This is a genomic window from Corynebacterium sp. ACRPZ, assembly GCF_022346205.1.
Lineage (GTDB): Bacteria > Actinomycetota > Actinomycetes > Mycobacteriales > Mycobacteriaceae > Corynebacterium > Corynebacterium lehmanniae.
Genome location: NZ_JAKRMR010000019.1, coordinates 13414 through 30446, shown reverse-complemented (window position 1 = coordinate 30446; position 17033 = coordinate 13414). Strand labels below are relative to the sequence as shown.

General features: G+C 64.8%; 17 protein-coding genes and 1 tRNA gene. 9 read left to right on the top strand and 9 right to left on the bottom strand.

Translation table 11 applies throughout. The features are described from left to right. Positions 1-45: 45 nt before the first annotated feature. Positions 46-121 (top strand) — tRNA-Gly (locus MHX64_RS11100). Positions 122-164: 43 nt separating this feature from the next. Here the strand turns inward: MHX64_RS11100 and MHX64_RS11095 are convergent. Together MHX64_RS11095 and MHX64_RS11090 are read right to left on the bottom strand one after the other, a co-directional pair. Then, positions 165-1139 (bottom strand): asparagine synthase C-terminal domain-containing protein, encoded by a 975-nt coding sequence (locus tag MHX64_RS11095; RefSeq protein WP_239357472.1) that lies wholly within the window; start codon positions 1137-1139, stop codon positions 165-167. Between the two features lie 2 nt (positions 1140-1141). Further along, positions 1142-2602, bottom strand: coding sequence for a hypothetical protein (locus MHX64_RS11090; RefSeq protein ID WP_239357470.1), 1461 nt, complete (start codon positions 2600-2602; stop codon positions 1142-1144). Here MHX64_RS11090 and MHX64_RS11085 point away from each other — a divergent pair. From MHX64_RS11085 to msrB, 3 genes are read left to right on the top strand one after another with little or no spacing between them, the layout of a single operon-like run. Further along, positions 2582-3379, top strand: a complete 798-nt coding sequence (locus tag MHX64_RS11085; protein ID WP_370642137.1) for a pyrimidine reductase family protein — start codon at positions 2582-2584, stop codon at positions 3377-3379. The genes MHX64_RS11090 and MHX64_RS11085 overlap by 21 nt on opposite strands. A gap of 28 nt (positions 3380-3407) precedes the next feature. After that, positions 3408-4655, top strand: coding sequence for a glycosyltransferase family 87 protein (locus tag MHX64_RS11080; RefSeq protein WP_370642136.1), 1248 nt, complete (start codon positions 3408-3410; stop codon positions 4653-4655). Continuing rightward, on the top strand, positions 4652-5053 hold the full coding sequence (msrB, locus tag MHX64_RS11075) for a peptide-methionine (R)-S-oxide reductase MsrB (protein ID WP_181888548.1): 402 nt from the start codon (positions 4652-4654) through the stop codon (positions 5051-5053). The genes MHX64_RS11080 and msrB overlap by 4 nt, the downstream gene beginning before the upstream one ends. Before the next feature lie 54 nt (positions 5054-5107). Here msrB and hemQ read toward each other — a convergent pair whose 3' ends face one another. Next, on the bottom strand, positions 5108-5809 hold the full coding sequence (gene hemQ, locus MHX64_RS11070) for a hydrogen peroxide-dependent heme synthase (protein WP_181888549.1): 702 nt from the start codon (positions 5807-5809) through the stop codon (positions 5108-5110). Positions 5810-5959: 150 nt separating this feature from the next. On the opposite strand from hemQ, the gene MHX64_RS11065 reads away from it, so the two are divergent. Both MHX64_RS11065 and MHX64_RS11060 read left to right on the top strand, forming a co-directional pair. Then, positions 5960-6574: a DUF3000 domain-containing protein gene (locus MHX64_RS11065; protein ID WP_236883496.1), complete on the top strand. Its 615-nt coding sequence runs from the start codon at positions 5960-5962 to the stop codon at positions 6572-6574. 12 nt (positions 6575-6586) lie between these two features. Beyond that, positions 6587-7792 (top strand): HRDC domain-containing protein, encoded by a 1206-nt coding sequence (locus MHX64_RS11060; protein WP_239357466.1) that lies wholly within the window; start codon positions 6587-6589, stop codon positions 7790-7792. A 7-nt stretch (positions 7793-7799) separates the two neighbouring features. On the opposite strand, the gene dxs is transcribed toward MHX64_RS11060, so the two are convergent. The 4 genes from dxs to dut form a co-directional block, all read right to left on the bottom strand. Beyond that, positions 7800-9725, bottom strand: coding sequence for a 1-deoxy-D-xylulose-5-phosphate synthase (gene dxs, locus MHX64_RS11055; RefSeq protein WP_239357478.1), 1926 nt, complete (start codon positions 9723-9725; stop codon positions 7800-7802). A gap of 106 nt (positions 9726-9831) precedes the next feature. Next, positions 9832-11094 (bottom strand): class I SAM-dependent RNA methyltransferase, encoded by a 1263-nt coding sequence (locus tag MHX64_RS11050; protein WP_370642135.1) that lies wholly within the window; start codon positions 11092-11094, stop codon positions 9832-9834. Further along, entirely contained in the window at positions 11095-12096 is a 1002-nt protein-coding gene (locus tag MHX64_RS11045) for a DUF3710 domain-containing protein (protein ID WP_239357465.1), read from the bottom strand. A 75-nt stretch (positions 12097-12171) separates the two neighbouring features. Beyond that, positions 12172-12654, bottom strand: a complete 483-nt coding sequence (gene dut / locus MHX64_RS11040) for a dUTP diphosphatase (RefSeq protein WP_338026583.1) — start codon at positions 12652-12654, stop codon at positions 12172-12174. A gap of 120 nt (positions 12655-12774) precedes the next feature. On the opposite strand from dut, the gene MHX64_RS11035 reads away from it, so the two are divergent. After that, positions 12775-13317 carry a DUF3093 domain-containing protein gene (locus MHX64_RS11035; protein WP_239306938.1) on the top strand — a complete coding sequence of 181 codons (543 nt, stop codon included), beginning with the start codon at positions 12775-12777 and terminating at the stop codon, positions 13315-13317. An 81-nt stretch (positions 13318-13398) separates the two neighbouring features. On the opposite strand, the gene MHX64_RS11030 is transcribed toward MHX64_RS11035, so the two are convergent. Next, on the bottom strand, positions 13399-13692 hold the full coding sequence (locus MHX64_RS11030) for a DUF4193 domain-containing protein (protein ID WP_181888555.1): 294 nt from the start codon (positions 13690-13692) through the stop codon (positions 13399-13401). A 177-nt stretch (positions 13693-13869) separates the two neighbouring features. On the opposite strand from MHX64_RS11030, the gene ppgK reads away from it, so the two are divergent. Both ppgK and MHX64_RS11020 read left to right on the top strand, forming a co-directional pair. Next, on the top strand, positions 13870-14628 hold the full coding sequence (ppgK, locus tag MHX64_RS11025; RefSeq protein ID WP_181888556.1) for a polyphosphate--glucose phosphotransferase: 759 nt from the start codon (positions 13870-13872) through the stop codon (positions 14626-14628). Between the two features lie 165 nt (positions 14629-14793). Then, positions 14794-16305 carry an RNA polymerase sigma factor gene (locus MHX64_RS11020; protein ID WP_269952671.1) on the top strand — a complete coding sequence of 504 codons (1512 nt, stop codon included), beginning with the start codon at positions 14794-14796 and terminating at the stop codon, positions 16303-16305. A 77-nt stretch (positions 16306-16382) separates the two neighbouring features. Here MHX64_RS11020 and MHX64_RS11015 read toward each other — a convergent pair whose 3' ends face one another. Next, positions 16383-17012 carry a DUF4190 domain-containing protein gene (locus MHX64_RS11015; protein ID WP_239306941.1) on the bottom strand — a complete coding sequence of 210 codons (630 nt, stop codon included), beginning with the start codon at positions 17010-17012 and terminating at the stop codon, positions 16383-16385. Positions 17013-17033 lie beyond the last annotated feature (21 nt).

The window sequence follows — 17033 nt, the reverse complement described above, 5'->3', positions numbered from 1 at the left end:
GTATCGCGCACAGAGGGTTTACGCCCTCGTCAACTGAATAGCAATGCGGATGTAGCGCAGTTGGTAGCGCATCACCTTGCCAAGGTGAGGGTCGCGAGTTCGAGTCTCGTCATCCGCTCCATTTCAACAAAAAGGGGTCCACCCTCTCGGTGGGCCCCTTTTTGCTATTCGCGCTCCCCCGCCTCCAAGCGTTGCAGATACAGCCGGGCAACGGTGAATTCCAACGGCTCGTCCAGCGGCGACGAGTACGTGCGCGCCCCGAAGTCGCGCGCAAGCTGGCGGCGGGCAGCATCCACAATGGCGCCAACGAGCCCGGAGGACACCTGCATCGGGTTCTTCGGCGCGAACGCCACTTCTTCCGGCACTCCCCGGTCCACCGCGAGCTTGCGGAAGATGTACTTGTCGTGGCCATTGTCATCGGACTGCACCAGCGACGGGTGGATGCGCTGTGCGAGCTCAACCGCCGCGTGGGTCTGCCAGATCTGGACGTGCCGCTCGGGATCGTCCAAGAGCCGCTCGTAGAAGTCCGGCACAAAACGCTCGCGCTTGAAGTTCTTAGCGACGTTTGCCCGCAGCGCCGCATCCCACGCGTCAACGAGGCTCTCCCCCGCCGCGGGAGCCACCGTGTGCCCGCCCATGAACAGCGCGTCGGCCCCGGCTCCGGAAAGCAGTACGCCTTCGGCGCCGTGCTCGTGCGAAGCGCCGTCGATAGCCTTCAACACGGCACCCGCCGAGATCTCCCACGGCTCCGGGAACTCGAGAGCCCGCACGACCCGCGCGAGAAGCCGCTCGAAGTCTTCGTCGGTGGGGCGAACAATCACGTGCTCGAGGCCGCATTGCTTTGCGACGGCTGCCGCCCTCCCCACTTCCTGGTCCTCCGTGTGCTGGCTGTAGGTCACGGCCAACGTGCCCTGCGCGACCTCGGCCACGTAGGTGGCCAGAAGGATGGAATCGATGCCGCCGGAGAGTTGGAGCACGGGCCGCCCCGCGTTGCGGGCGACGGCGGCGGTGACGCGTGCGCGGAGGTAGTGGTCGATGGCGGCGGACGCTTCGCCGGCGTCTGAGATGTCGTAGGGCCCCTTCTTGAGCTGCTGTTCGTCTGCAACGTATTCGAGCGCTGCCCCGGTGATGTCGTGCATAGCTACGTTGTCCTTTCGCGGTAGCCGTCGGAAAGCTGCGTACCGGTGCGTCGTTGCTCGCCGGAGGCGCTGTCTAGGAACGGTGCCAGCTGATAGTTGGTGTTCCTCATCCGCTCGATTTCACGCTCCAGCTCCGTGATTCGCCCTTGGAGCTCGGCCGTCTTGCGGGGACGCCGTAGCCAGAATTTCTGGGCCTTCGTGCGGACCTCCTCCGGCGCTTCGCGGCCTTCGCGCACCCGGAATACGGTGTTGCGCACTAGGAGGAAGAAACCCACCATGATGAACGCCATCATGCCGATCAATCCGATGCGTTCGAAAGTGGAGATGCCATCGATGCCCAGCACGCTGATGTTGGTGATCAACAAGCCCATCAGTGCAGCGAACAGCGACAGCACTTCCACGGATTTCCACACCAGCTGGTTCGACTCTGACTCGAGCTGGCGTGACAACGCCTGCACCTTCTCATCCACGGAAGCTACCTGCCGCTCGACGGCACTACGGATGGCTGTCTGCACCTGCCACTCGGTGGAGACAAGCAGACGGTAGTTCTTGTACTCCTCGTGGCGGGCGAGCTGCTGCGGATCCAGCACACGAATTGCCATATCCAGAGATTCCACGGCGCGCCGGTAACAGTAATTCTGGTCTTCCAGCAGCGTCGGGTCGGCGCTGAGGGTTTGTTCCAGTTCAAGCGTGTGGGTCGCGGTCGGCCCCTTCTCAAAATCCCACTGCGTTGCCGCGGCGATCCTGCGGTAGGCCTCCCCCATCCGGTAGTACGCATTGCCGTCCTTGGGGTCCGACTTGACCAGGGATTCAGCCAGAATCAGCATCTCCACCCCGTAGAAGCGGAACGGAAACAGCCACAGGCCGTGCAGCAGGAGGTGGCGAAGCTTGACCGGCACACGGTCCAGGTGCCGCGAGAGGTTTGTCGGACTTTCCGGGTCTAAGCCGATGGAGGAAAAGAGCTCGGACGGGACAATCCGCTTGCCGGCGCTGAGTTGCGCGAACGTGAGGTAGATGCCGTTGAGGTCGTACGGACCGACCTGCAGTGGAGCGTCGTCTGCGCGGCTGAGCACTTCAAAAATGCCGTCGTAGTTGAAGTCGAACCGGTACAGCTGCAGCTCAATCAGCGCAGTTGCCAAATACAGCAGGCGCGGTTGCTCCACACTGCGGTGTCGACGTACGCGCTGCGGCTCGTGCGCCCCAAGTCCCCGCTCCCGGGCTTGCCAACAAACGTCGGTGACCATATTCAAGAACGGCTCGAACCAGACCATCTCAGTTGCTCTGTCCGCAGTCGACGCGAACGCGGCCTGCGCGGATGCCGCGAGGTTGTCTTTCCAGTGGCTTGTATCCGAGCGGTCGAACAGGAGCGAATAGAACTCGGATGCTTCCGAGTCCGCAATCCAGCCATTCCGTGCAGCGACGGCTGCCGCGTCGAGGTCAAAATGGTTTCCGGTAGGTTGCACAACATCCCCTTCAACAGACTGGAAGCAAGTGTAATGAACGAGCGACCTCAATCCCTTGATCCGGAACTTCTCATCGGTCCGGTTAAGCCGCCCGGAACGCGAGAGACTCGCCTTATGGGAATCGCGGCGCTGACCGGAGCTGCCGCAAGCAAGGGAACTTCTTCCGGCTTGGGCAACGACACCGATTTCGCGCTGCTGAACGCACTGCGCATCTGGTCAGATGCGGTGCTCGTCGGTGCCGAGACCGCGCGCAAAGAGAACTACTTCGGCGTGCGTACCACCGCACAGCAGCGCGAGGCTCGGCGCGGACGGGGACAAGCGGAAGTTCCGCCGATTGTCGTGGTGACCAAGAGCCTGAAGTTCGACACTGCAACGCAGCTGTTTACGGACACACGTACGCCGCCGTTGTTCGCTGTACCCGCAAGCGTTCTGGGCGATACGGAGGTGTCTGAACACGCGCGGGAGATCGAGCAGGCGGGTGGCGTGATTGTGCCCGTGGAGGGCGAAGACGTCTCCGCAGTCGTTGCCGCACTGCACGCACGGGGGTTGGCCCGCATCGTCTGCGAGGGCGGCCCCAGCTTAAACACCCAACTCATCGGTGCCAGCGAAGTAGATGTATTCCACTACACCGTCAGCCCGCGCGCGGTGCAGCCGTCTGAACTACGCCTATTCGCCGGGGTGGACACTCCTTCAGACCACGCTTTCATCCTCGAGGCGGCGCACACCACAAGCGACTCGATGCTCTTCCTGCGCTACCGGAGCGTGCGCGAAGGGTAGCCGCACCGTGGCAGGTACGGTTAGGCGCGTGATTGCTACCCCACCGCCTCGAAGCGCCCCCGAAGAGCCTGCACCGGGTTCGACTGCAGTGCAGGCCCAGCCCGCCGACGAGCGCGCGGGCCTCGCGCCCGCGATCGCCGCTGCCGCCTGGCCTGTCGCGGTGCTTCTGGTGCTCCACCGGCTGTTCCTCCTCGCGCGCGCGGGCTCGGTGACGGACGACTTCACCACCGTGTGGTCCGCAGCGCGCCGGTTTGTGGAACGCGTCCCCGTGTACAACGAGGTCTACAGCCACGTCAATCCGCACTACCTGTACAACCCGGGCGCGACCCTGCTGCTGTCGCCGCTGGGGCTGATTTCCGACATAGACCTGGCCCGTCCGCTGTTCATCGCCGTCAACGTCGCGTGCATCATCGCCGCTTTAGCGTGGCTGACCAAGCTTGCAGGCCGCCCGCTTTCCGGGCCGACGTTTCCCGTCGCCGTTGCGCTGGCGTTTTGCACCGAAGCCGTGACCAACACGCTGGTGTTTTCCAACATCAACGGCATACTCCTGCTCGCGCTGGTGGCCTTTATCGCGCTCTTGCTTGCCCGCCGCGACATCGCCGCCGGTGTGGTACTGGGGTTGGCTATCTTGGTCAAGCCGATGTTCGCTCCGCTGCTGGTGCTGCCGCTGCTGCAGCTGCGCTGGCGCCCCGCGCTCGGCGCTATCGGCGTCCCGGTGGTGATGAACCTCATCGCGTGGCCGTTCACGCCCGGCGCCCGCGACTACCTCGACGTGGTGGTGCCGTATCTGAAGGTCACGCGCGACTATGCCAACTCTTCCCTGTCCGGTTTCGCCGTCTATTTCGGCATGCCCCGCTGGGCCCATGCGCTGCTGTTCCTCCTCCTCGCCGCTGCGGTCGCCGGAGCGGTGCTCGGTCTTGTGCGTGTGCGCCACAGCCAGGATCTGCTGTATCTGGCCGTTGGCTCCGGGGTGCTGCTCGCGGGAGTGTGCCTGTTGTCCTCCCTGGGCCAGGCGTACTACTCCATGATGCTGTTTCCCGCCCTGTTTACGGTCTTCCACCCGGACAGCCCGCTGCGCAGCTGGCCCGCTTGGCTCGGCGCCGCGCTGTGCCTGTCCCCCTTGAATTGGTCCAGCCCACTGCACCCGTTGACCGGCAGCTGGCTCAACACCTTCTTGCCCACTGCCGGGTGGGCCGTGTTTATTGTCGCGTGTGCGGCGTGGGTATTGTTGAGGCCAACCTTGCGGCGCACTCCGACGGAAAGGATTCGGCGATGACGGATTTCAAGGACTTTACCGACGCGCAGTGGCGCGAGAAGCTCACGGCCGAGGAGTACCACGTCCTGCGGGAGGCTGGCACCGAGCGTCCGGGCATCGGCGAGTACACGGACACCACCACCGAGGGTGTGTACCGCTGCCGCGCGTGCGGCGCTGAGCTGTTCCGCTCCACTGAGAAGTTTGACGCCCACTGCGGCTGGCCCGCGTTCTTCTCCCCGCTGGCGGGCGACGCCATCATCGAGCGCGAGGACACCTCCCTCGGCATGGTGCGCACTGAGGTGCTGTGCGCGAACTGCCACTCCCACCTGGGCCATGTGTTCGCCGGCGAGGGTTTCGACACCCCCACCGACCTGCGCTACTGCATCAACTCGATCTCGCTGACGCTCGACGAAGCATAGAAAAGGCGCCGTCAAAGCAATTGCTTTACGACGCCACCTTCGGTCTACCCACGCCTAGGGCAGCACCGAAATAATTTCGCCGATGTCGCCGACACGGCGGCCCGTCTGGAACGGGATCTCCTCGCGGACGTGCAGGCGGGCCTCGGTGTAGCGCATGGTCTTCATCAACGCCTCGATGCGCTCGAGCGTCGGCGCCTCGAAGGCGAGCATCCACTCGTAATCGCCGAGCGTGAAGGCCTCGACGGTGTTGGCGCGCACGTCCGCAAAATCGCGGGCCGCCATGCCGTGCTCCGCGAGGATGCGGCGGCGCTCCTGCGGGTCCATCACGTACCAGTCGTATGAGCGCACGAACGGGTAGACCGTGATCCAGTCCCCCGGCTCCTCGCCCATGATGAAGCTGGGGAGGTGGGACTTGTTGAACTCCGCAGGGCGGTGCAGACCGTTGCCGATCCAGCTCAGCTCCACCTTCTGCCCGAACGCGGTTTCGCGGCGGAAGTCCGCGAGCGCCTTCTGCAGGTGCTCGAACTCCTCGGCGTGCCACCAAATCATGAAGTCGGCGTCGGCGCGGATCCCGGTGTTGTCGTAGATGCCGCGGACAGTGACCACGCCTTCCTGCTCGAGGTTGGTGAAAAAGGCGCGAGCTTCGTCGATAAGCTCGCTGCGCTCGGCGCCAAGTGCACCAGGAACTGCGCGGAACACCGCAAACTGCAAAAACCGCTGCGTGGCGTTGAGTTTGTCAAAGTCGAGCTTGGCCATGTTGTGCCCCTTTCCTGCCTCAAGGCAGATCAAACAAAAGTCGGAGAACATTCTACGCCGTAGGTTCTGCCGCTCACGGCGCGCCTCCCCCAACGGCGCCGGTTGCTGGATACGTTTGACCCTGTGATGAAACCGGACACCACCTCCCCCATGTCCGCCGGCGGCGCGGGCAGCAACAGGGACGACCACGGCAACAGCGATTCCTGGCCCGCAGAGTTCAGCGCGGCCGTCGAATCCATGCACGCGGCGCGCCTGCGCCCAGAGATCACCCTGGGCACCATCCGCCCGCCACAGCGCCCCGCGCCGTTCAGCCACGCCGTTGGCCTCGAAGTCGCGCACGCTGACGAGGAAAACGTCCCGGTGGACTCTGAAGGCGACGCGTTCGGACGCCTAATCCTGCTGCACTCCCCCGCCGCTGAAGAGGCGTGGGAAGGCACCATGCGTCTGGTGGCCTACATTCAGGCCGACATGGACGACGCCGTGGCCTCCGACCCGCTTCTGCCTGACGTGGCCTGGCAGTGGCTCAACGAGTCGCTCGCAGAAACCGGTGCACGCCACACCAACCTCGGTGGCACGGTGACCTCGACCGCTTCGGTGCGGTTCGGCGAGATCGGCGGTCCGCCGCGCGCCTACCAGCTGGAGATGCGCGCCTCCTGGACCGCGGAGGGCACCGACCTCCAGCACCATGTAGAGGCGTTCTCCAAAGTGCTCGCCCACGTGGCGGGTTTACCGCCGGAAGGTGTGGCCCAGCTCAGCTCGCGCTAATATCTTTCCTTGATGAGTGCCCGGCTGGACTACCGCCTTGTAGACACGCCCGCCGCCTTCCATGAGGCGGCGGGCGCACTCGCGCACGGTCGCGGCCCGTTCGCCGTGGATACCGAACGCGCCTCCTCATTCCGCTACGGCGACCGCGCATTTCTCGTGCAAGTAGCGCGCCGAGGCGCGGGAACGTTCCTCATCGCCCCCGAAGGCCACCGAGACGAGGTCCGCGAGATCTTCGCCCCGGTGCTCGGCGGCCAGGAGTGGATCATCCACGCCGCGAGCGAAGACCTGCGCAGCCTAGCGCTGCTCGGGCTCCACCCCGGCGTGCTTTTCGATACTGAGCTCGCGTCGCGCCTCGTCGGCTACGACCGGCCGAACCTCGCCGCGATGGTCGAACGCTTCGTCGGCGTTGAACTGGAGAAAGGCCACGGGCACGAGGATTGGTCCCGCACGCCGCTTCCCAAATCGTGGCAGGACTACGCCGCGCTGGATGTGGAGTACCTCAACGAGCTCGCTGAGGCCCTCACCGAGGTGCTGGACGCCGAAGGCAAACTCCGCTGGGCCTTCGAGGAATTCGCGCACCTCATCTCCGTCTACTCGCTTACCCCGCGCCCTGTGAAGTCATGGCGCGACATGAAGGGCATCTCCTCCCTGCGCGACCAGTCCGGCCTCCAAGTGGCGCGCGAACTATGGCACGCACGCGAGGAAATCAGCGAACAGCGGGACATCGCTCCTGGGCGCCTGCTGCCCAACAGGGCACTGCTCGATATCGCCCTCGCTGAGCCGGATTCACCCCGCGGCCTGGCACGGGCCGTCGGAGGGAAGGGAATGCCCTCCCGGGAGGTTCGGCGCTGGCTCGGCGTGGTGGAACGCGCACTGGCGGCTGACCCCACCACGTGGCCGCGTCGCAAAGACCCGCGCGCAAACGGCACGCCATCGAAGTCCGGATGGGAGCGCCACTACCCAGAATCGTGGCAAATGCTGCAGCTGTGCCGCGAAGACATCGCCGCCAGCGCAGAAGACTTGGACATTCGCCCCGACATTTTGCTCACACCGGCAATTTTGCGCGAGACGGTGTGGAACGCACCTGACAACGGGCCGGCTTGGGACACTCACCAAGCAGCGTCGGCCCTAAAGAAGGCGGGGGCACGGCCGTGGCAGGTGGAACTTACGGCGCCAATTTTGGCCGCAGCCCACGCAGAGATGCTCGAACTGGTCTAGCGCTGACCTAATTTTCGGGATCCGCCAGGCTGGCCGCCCACTCGCGCACCTGAGCTGCAGCGGAGGCGGGATCAAGGCCGTACTCCTGCAGGATCTCGCCGCGCGAAGCGTGCAACGGGAAGATGTCCGGGAATGCGAGCTGCCGCGCCGGGGTATCCACTTCCGCAGCCGCGAGCGCCTCGGCGACAGCGGATCCCACGCCGCCGCGGACCACGCCGTCTTCGTACACCACCACTAGGTCAGCTTCCGCAGCCAATTCGAGCACGTCCGAGGAGACGGGGATGACCCAGCGCGGGTCAACCACGGTTGCCCGGATGCCGTCGGCAAGCACCGCTTCTGCGACCTCGAGGCCGTACTTCGCAAACGCGCCGACAGCGACGATGAGCACGTCGATGTCGTCCTCGGTGCCCTCTCCGTCGGGGCGCGACAGCACGTCCGTGCCGCCGGAAAGGCGCTCCAACGCGTCAATATCTGCACCGACAGCGCCCTTGGGGAAGCGGACGACCGTCGGGCCGTCATCGACAGCGATTGCCTCGGAGAACTCCTCCCGCAATCGGGCGGCGTCGCGCGGCGCCGCGATGCGGATGCCCGGCACAATGGAGGCGATTGCCATATCCCAGACACCGTTGTGGCTGGCGCCGTCAGACCCGGTCACACCCGCGCGGTCGAGCACCAGCGTCACAGGCTGGTTAATCAGCCCCACATCCATCAGCAGCTGGTCGAACGCCCGGTTCAAAAACGTCGAGTACACCGCAACGACTGGGTGCAGGCCGCCGAGGGCCATGCCGGAGGCGGATGCAACGGCGTGCTGCTCCGCGATACCGACGTCGAAGAAGCGGTCCGGGAACTGCTCCGCAAAAGGCTGCAGGCCGGTCGGGCCCGCCATCGCCGCGGTGATGGCCACAATGTCGTCTCGCTCATGGCCGGCGCGCAGCAACTCCTTGGTGAACACGGAGGTCCAGCCCGGCTCAGAGGAGGCGAGAGACCGTCCAGTCACCGGGTCAATCACACCCGTGGAGTGCATCTGGTCCGCCACGTTGTTCACGGCCGGCGCGAACCCGTGACCCTTCTCAGTGACCACGTGCACGATCAGCGGGCCCTCGTAGCGCTTGGCGTACTTGAACGCGTTGAGCAGGCTCTTAATGTCGTGCCCTTCCACCGGGCCGACGTACTTCATGCCCAGCTCCGGGAACATTTCGGTGGGCAGCACCTGGTACTTCACGCCCTCCTTGAGCGCGTGCAGCGCGTCAAAGGTGCGCTCTCCCACCCAGCCCATGGACTTCAGCGTCTTCTTGCCGGACTCCATCACTTCGTCGTACGCCGGCTGCATGCGAAGCGCCGCGAGCTGGTCGCGCAGCTTTGTCAGGTTGTTGGCGAACCCGCCGATAGTCGGCGAGTAGGACCGGCCGTTGTCGTTGACCACGATCACAACATTGCGGTTGGCCGCCGCGATGTTGTTCAGCGCCTCCCAGCACATGCCGCCGGTCAGCGCGCCGTCACCCACAACGGCGACAACGTTGTCGCCGTCCCGGCCCATCAACGCCTTCGCCTTGGCAAGGCCGTCCGCGTAGGACAGCGACGCGCTGGCGTGCGAAGACTCGGTCCAATCGTGCTCCGACTCCGCGCGCGCGGTGTAGCCGGAAAGCCCGCCTTTCTTGCGCAGCGTGTCGAACTGCCCGCCGCGCCCGGTGAGGATCTTGTGCACGTACGACTGGTGGGACGTGTCCCAAATAATCGGGTCGTTCGGTGAATCGAAGATGTAGTGCAGCGCAATGGTCATCTCCACAACACCCAGGTTTGGGCCGAGGTGCCCGCCGGTGGCGGAGACCTTCTGGATCAGCATCTGGCGGATCTCATCCGCAAGATCATCGAGCTGCGCAGGAGAAAGCTTGCGGACATCCGCTGGCGTCGCAATATGCTCGAGCAGTGCCACAGTCCTGTCGTACTCCTTCGCCGTATCGGGCGCGCCCGGAATGGGCGCAGCTGCCGTTTCGTTCACGCTAGTTTACACGCTGGCTTTTAGACGAATTCTCGTCCCGCTACACCGCTTCAAGCACCGCGATCACTTCGAAGTGGTGGGTGTTCGGGAACGCGTCGATAAGCTTCATCTGCTTCACCGCGTAGCCGTGCTCGCCAAAACCCGCAAGGTCGCGAGCGAACGTTGCCGGGTCGCAGCCGACGTGGATGATGCGCTCGGGTGCCGCCTGGCCAATTGCACGGACCACCTCGGCGCCAGCGCCTGTACGCGGCGGGTCCAGCACAACCAAACCCGGCGGTCGCTCCAGCCCGCCCACGACCGCCGCCGCATCGCCGTGGTGGACGCGCACATCGCATGCATCCGCGACCTGCTGGCGGCGGGAGGTTGCTGCGCTGGAATAGTCCACCGACTCGATTCGGCCGCCGCCGAGCGCCTCGCTCATCGACGGCACGAACGCGCCGACACCGCCATAGAGGTCCCAGCCCACGCGGTTGGTGTACTCCCCCGCACCCCACTGCGCGATCACGTCCGAGTACGCCTCAGGGGCGCGCAGGTGCGCCTGCCAAAACGCAGTTGGTGGAAAGACGAAGTCGAACCCGCGCACGCGCTCCACCAGCTCACCTGGACCTTCAAGCACGCGCTCGACGCGCTCCACGCGGCGGCCGCGTTGCGCAGCCTGGGTCTCCACTACGTGGCGGGTGCCGTCGGCATCAACCGCAACGACGAGCTCGGCGCCGGGAGTGAACTTCTCGGCCTGTTCTCCCACGATGCCGTCGAGCAAGCCCGGCACCGGCTGGGTGCACGTCACTCCTGCGACAACGTCGGTGGAACGCGCCCGCCGCATGCCGGCGTTGCCCTGGCTGTCCACGCCAAGCCGGACGCGGGTGCGCCACCCGGTGACCGGCTGGAGCTGGACCGCCTCCACTGCACCAAGGTCGAGCGCGTCAAGCACCCCGAAGCGGGAAGAAAGCGCTCCAAGTTGTCCAAGCAGCACCTCGCGCTTGAACTCCAGCTGCGCATCTGCCTCGATATGGGAAAAGTCGCAGCACCCCGCGCCTGCGGCCGCCGCGGGGCAGGTGGGATCGACTCGGTGCGGCGACGGCTCAAGTACAGCGGTGGTCTCCGCGCGGGCCCAACGCTTCTTCACCTTCGTCAGCGTCGCCTCCACCGTGTCGTCGGGGATTGCGCCGCGGACGAACACCACGCGGCCGTCGGGCGCGTCGGCAATGCCTTCACCGCCGTGAGCCATGGCCCGGACATGCAAGCGCACCGGCTCCCCGACCGCGAGAGCGGGCGAGCCGGTGCCGTGCTGAAGCTCCGCCACTTACTCGGCAGCAGACGGGGTGTCGCCGCCTGCCTTCGTGCTGCCGCCGGCTGCGCGGCGCTCGCGCAGCTCCTGCAGCTGCTTCTGGTTCTCCGCGTTTTGGGCGATGATTTGCTTCAGCGCGTCGCTCAGGGCGTTTGGGTTACCCTCCGCCGGAGCCTGCGCGGACGCCTGACCCTGACGCGCCTTGGCCTCAGCCGCTGCCTGCACCTGCTGCGCCAGCTGCGCAGGAAGGACAACCTGCAGGGAGTTGCCGGCCAAAATCGGGTCCTCGCCGCGGTAGACGAAGGAGCGCGCGATGGTCTCGCGGCCGATCTCAGCGAGCTGGTCTTTAGACCCGGTCGGTGCTGCCAAGGTCACGCGGTAGAGCCAGCGCGGGCCCTCCACACCGATAATGCGGATGACGCCGTTTGTGCCGGTGCCCACGATCTCCTGGCCCCACGGGCCCTGCTGGATCTCCACCGGCATGCCTTCGGCGCGCATGCCCGCGATGATCTCCTCCGAGGATTCCTCCCACAGGCCGCCGGTGCGCGGCGCGGCGAATGCCACCGGGGTGATGCGGCCGTAGCGGGTGACTACGTGGACCATCTTGGGGCCCTGTTCGCCCATCTCCACCTGCACCTGGGATTCCTTCGGCAGCGGGACGCGGATGGAACCGAGGTTCAGGGTGACGTTGGAAAAGTCCGAGAAGTCGAAGTCCTCGATGTCCACGTTGTCGCCGTCGAACGGGCCGGTGGAGCCGCCGACCGGGTCGTAGTCCGTCAGCGCCTCCACACCAGCTGCGGCGGAAGCGACAGGTGCGGACGCGGGGGCAGCTTCCGGCTTTTCAACGGGCTTGTCGACGGGCTGTTCAGCGGGCGCAGCTTCCTCAGCCGCCTCGATCTTCGGCGCCGCCTCAGGCTCGGCCGCGGGCTGGTCCTGCTTCGGCTCGAGCGGCGAGGACTCCACAGGATTCTCCTGCTTCTGCTTCTTCTTTTTCTTGCCAAACGGCCAAAATGCCATCGGTGGTCACTCCCTAAATTGGTGGTCGCAGATGAGTGTAATTCTTGTGTTTGCGGTTACTGACTGTAGCCCGTGCTAGTGCGTGCCGGTCGAGCCGTACCCGCCCGCGCCGCGCTGTGTTTCGTCCAGCGCCTCAACCTCGGTGAAATCCACCAATTCCACGCGCTGAATCACCAGCTGCGCGATCCGCATGCCGCGGGTGATCTCGATCGGCTGGGATCGGTCGGTGTTGAGCAGGCAGACCTTCAACTCTCCGCGGTAGCCCGCGTCGATCGTGCCGGGCGTGTTGACGATGCTCAACCCGTGCTTGGCGGCCATGCCGGAGCGCGGGTGGATCAGGCCGACCGTTCCCACCGGCAGCGCGATTGCCACACCGGTGGCCACCAGCGCCCGCTCCCCCGGCTGCAACACCAGATCTTCTGTGGAATACAGGTCCGCGCCGGCGTCCTCCGGATGTGCCCGCATCGGCATTGGCAGCTCCGGATCAAGGCGCTTGACTGGAATCGGCGGGAGCGGATCGCCACCGTAGGTGCTGTACGTGCTGTTTTGGTTCTCCACCCGCCCCACACTACGTCAGTGCCGCTCCGGCAGCGCTACTTCGTCGGGGCACTGCGCCGGGCTCCCCCGTTGCTGCCGCGCAAGTATGTCCCTGCGTTTGCCCCGCCTATTGTGGAATGCGTGAGTGAGACCGCTTCGACCCCTTCAAACCCCGGCTCCGAGAATGCAGCACCGGCTGCGACGGCACCTCAGGCAAAGGTGTTGTACACGGAGCGCCAGTGGGTGCCTTGGTATTGGTGGGCTGCCCTCGCCGGGCTCGCTCTGCTGCTCGCCGGGCAGTTGGGCCTCAACCGCAACGTGTGGTGGTTCGCAGTTCCGCTAGTGCTGTTCACTGCCCTGTTCGCGTGGTTTTTGTTCTGGCTGTCGCGCACCACAGTCTCCGTTGAACAGGATCCGGACGGCACGCGCTGGCTGCTCGTAGACGACGCGAACCTGCCCAACACAGTAGTTTCACGCTCGATGGTGGTGCCGGGTTCCGCCCGCCAGAATGCGTTGGGGCGCCAGCTGGATCCGGCGGCGTATTTGGTCTCGCGCCCCTGGGTCAGCGAACACGTGCTGATCGTCTTGGACGACCCGGAGGACCCCACCCCGTACTGGCTGGTCTCCTCGAAGAACCCCGAAGCGGTGCTGGCGGCCTTCGCGCCAGGCACTACCGCCGGGTAGCCCGGAGCGTCACAGCAGACAACAAAGGGCGGCGCCATCTGTCGGGATGGGGCCGCCCTTTAGCCGTCGATAAGCAGCTGCCTACTCGCAGTCGAGGCAGATCTTGGAACCGTCTTCCTCGGTGTAGGCGAGGCGCTTGTTCTTCTGTACGAGGAAGCAGGACGCGCAGGTGAACTCGTCGTCCTGGCGCGGCTTGACCTCGACGTTGAGTTCTTCGCCGGAGAGGTCCTGGGTCGGAGGCTCCACCGGTTCCACGATCTCGCCATCGTCGTCCATGCTGCTGCCAGCTACTTCAGCAGCCTTGAGACCTTCCAAGGAATCGGTCTCAATCTCGTCGTCCATGCGGCGGCGAGGCGCGTCGTAATCGGTGGCCATGGTGTGTGTCCTCCAGCTCAGCGTGGTCGCCCCGGGAGGGGCCTGAATGTCGTTATTTGAGCGGAATACTAGGTCAAACACATAGCCCTGTCATCTTTCCTGCTCAGAAGCAGAAAACTTCAGTCGCGATGCGCAGTAGCAAGGCGGAACTGCCGTGACGTTTGTACACTTCACTGCATGACAGAACAGGCCCTAGGTTTCGGCGTTGATGTGGGCGGCTCCGGCGTGAAGGGGGCCGTAGTGGATCTGCGCACCGGCGAATTCGTGAGCGAACGCGTGAAGATTGCAACGCCGCAACCGGCAACGCCGGAAGCGGTGGCCGAAGTGGTCGCGCAAATTGTCCGACAGTGCGATTGGGACGGCCCCGTCGGGGTCACCCTCCCCTCCGTGGTGACCCAGCAGGTCGCACGCACCGCGGCCAACATCGATGAATCGTGGGTGGGCACCAATGTGCACGACCTGTTCACCCAAGCGCTGGGCCGCGATGCCGTCTCTGTGCTCAACGACGCGGACGCGGCCGGCATCGCCGAGGTGGCCTTCGGCGATGAGGCCGCCCGCAAGGGGGCAGTCATCTTCCTCACTTTCGGCACCGGCATCGGGTCGGCGTTTCTCATGGACGGCACGGTGTTCCCCAACACCGAACTCGGGCACATGCTTATCGACGGCACCGAGGCAGAACACCTCGCCTCCTCCGCCGCAAAAGACCGGGAGGAGCTGAGCTACAAGAAGTGGGCCAAACGCGTGGATAAGGTGCTCCACGAGTACGACCGGTTGTTCAACCCGGCCGCGTTCATCGTCGGCGGCGGGATTTCCCGCCATTCCGAAAAATGGGTCCCATTGCTCACGGTGGACACCCCGGTTGTTCCAGCAGCGTTGCGCAACCGTGCAGGAATCGTGGGGGCAGCGATGGCCGCCCAGAACCATGTCGCACCGTAGACCAGCCTGAAGGTTGTTGTACGGTGGTTGCCGTTAAACGGTCAGTCCGCGGGGGAAGGAATACTCCGCTCGGACGACTGTTAATATTGGCGTTCTGAAAATTTCGGGACGCATACGTACCCTGGATTGCCAGTGGTAAGGTCCGATTGACTCGAAAGGGCGTACGTGGTAGCCAGCCAAGCTTCAAGCAACAGTGCCGACGACGTGACTGCGGTTTCGTCCGACGGCGGCGCAGGCAGCGTTGCCAAGTCCAGCGCGAAAAAGACAGCCAAGAAAGCTGCGAAGAAAACCGCGAAGAAGACCGCCAAAAAGACGGTGAAGAAGGCAGCTAAGAAGACCGCGAAGAAGACCGCAAAGAAGTCTGCCAAGAAATCCGCCAAGAAGACGACGGCGAAGAAAGCCACAGCAAAGAAGGCGACCAAGGCCGCGAAAAGCGCCGCGGGCGATGCCGACGAGCTGGACGACGAGCTTCAGTCTGTCACCGGCGGCGCGGACGAATTGGACGATCAGGATTCCGACCGCGATGACGCGGATTACGATGCGGAGATCGGCGACGATGACGATGCCTTCGACGAGGATATCGACGGTGCTCTCGGCGACGACAGCGAGGATGACGACGACCTCGGCGAAGACGGCGACGATGACGAGGACGAAGAAGACGAGGACGAGGGCTCCTCTGTCTGGGACATCGAGGAATCTGCTGCGCTGCGCCAGGCGCGCAAGGATGCGCAGCTGACCGCCTCGGCAGACTCGGTGCGCGCCTACCTCAAGCAGATCGGCAAGGTTGCCCTGCTCGATGCTGAGCAGGAGGTGTCCCTGGCCAAGCGCATCGAGGCTGGGCTGTACGCGCAGTACCGCCTCGACGAGATGGCGCGCGCCGCCGCGGAGGGCGACAAGGACGCCAAGCTCACCCCGGCGGTGAAGCGCGATCTGCGCGCAGTGGCGCGCGACGGCCGGAAGGCGAAGAACCACCTGCTGGAGGCGAACCTTCGTCTGGTGGTCTCCCTTGCGAAGCGCTACACCGGCCGCGGCATGGCGTTTCTGGACCTGATCCAGGAGGGCAACCTGGGTCTGATCCGTGCTGTGGAGAAGTTCGACTACTCCAAGGGCTACAAGTTCTCCACCTACGCCACCTGGTGGATCCGCCAGGCGATCACCCGCGCGATGGCGGACCAGGCCCGCACTATCCGTATCCCGGTGCACATGGTCGAGGTCATCAACAAGCTCGGCCGTATCCAGCGCGAGCTGCTGCAGGACCTCGGCCGCGAGCCCACGCCTCTCGAGCTGGCGAAGGAAATGGATATCACCGAGGAGAAGGTCCTCGAGATCCAGCAGTACGCCCGCGAGCCGATCTCCCTCGACCAGACCATCGGCGATGAGGGCGACAGCCAGCTCGGCGACTTCATCGAGGACTCCGAGGCCGTTGTCGCCGTGGACGCCGTGTCCTTCACGCTGCTGCAGGACCAGCTGCAGGACGTCCTGCACACCCTGTCCGAGCGCGAGGCCGGCGTTGTGCGCCTGCGCTTCGGGCTTACCGACGGCATGCCGCGCACCCTCGACGAGATCGGCCAGGTTTACGGCGTGACGCGCGAGCGCATCCGACAGATCGAGTCCAAGACCATGTCGAAGCTGCGCCACCCGTCGCGCTCCCAGGTGCTGCGCGACTACCTGGACTAACAGCCCGGATCTCCCCCGAAACGCGTAGACGCCCCGACCGATCGTGGTCGGGGCGTTAGCCGTCGAAAAGCAAGTGCCTAGTTGTTCAGGCTCTTTTCAACCTCGTCTTCGATACAGGTCTTGTACTGCTCGTTATCGCCTTGGAACTGCTCGCACGCCTCCATGACTCCGTCGTCCAAGAGCTGCTTCGCCAAGGAGATGCCGAAGATGAGCATCAGCGCGGACAGAATGGTGGCGATTGCACCCATGACGATGCCGGAGATTGCCATGCCTTTGCGGGAACCTGGGCCAACGATGGAGTTGGCCTTCTTCACACCGACAATGCCCAGAATCAGCGCGATCACGCCGAGGATGAGGCCCGGGAAAAGGAAGAGCAGGCCCAGCAAGGACAGGATGCCCAGGATCATCGCTGCGAGGGCGACACCGTTGTTCTGCTGGGGCGGTGCTGCCTCGTAGCCGTACGACGTCGGCGGCTGGTTGTAGTTGCTGCCGGCCATGCCGTAACCGGCGTGGCCAGGCTCGCCGCGGGTGTAGTCCGGCTGCAGCTGCTCGGGGGCGGTGTAGTCGCCATAGTTGGAAACGCCCTCCGGGTGGCCGCCAGCAGGGTTGGTGCCGTACTGGCCGCCACCGTAGGGGTTTTCACCGTACGGGTTCTGGCCGTTCGGATTTTGACCGTTCGGGTTCTGGCCGTTGTAAGGGGTGCTCATCACAATTCCTTTCGTTTCATT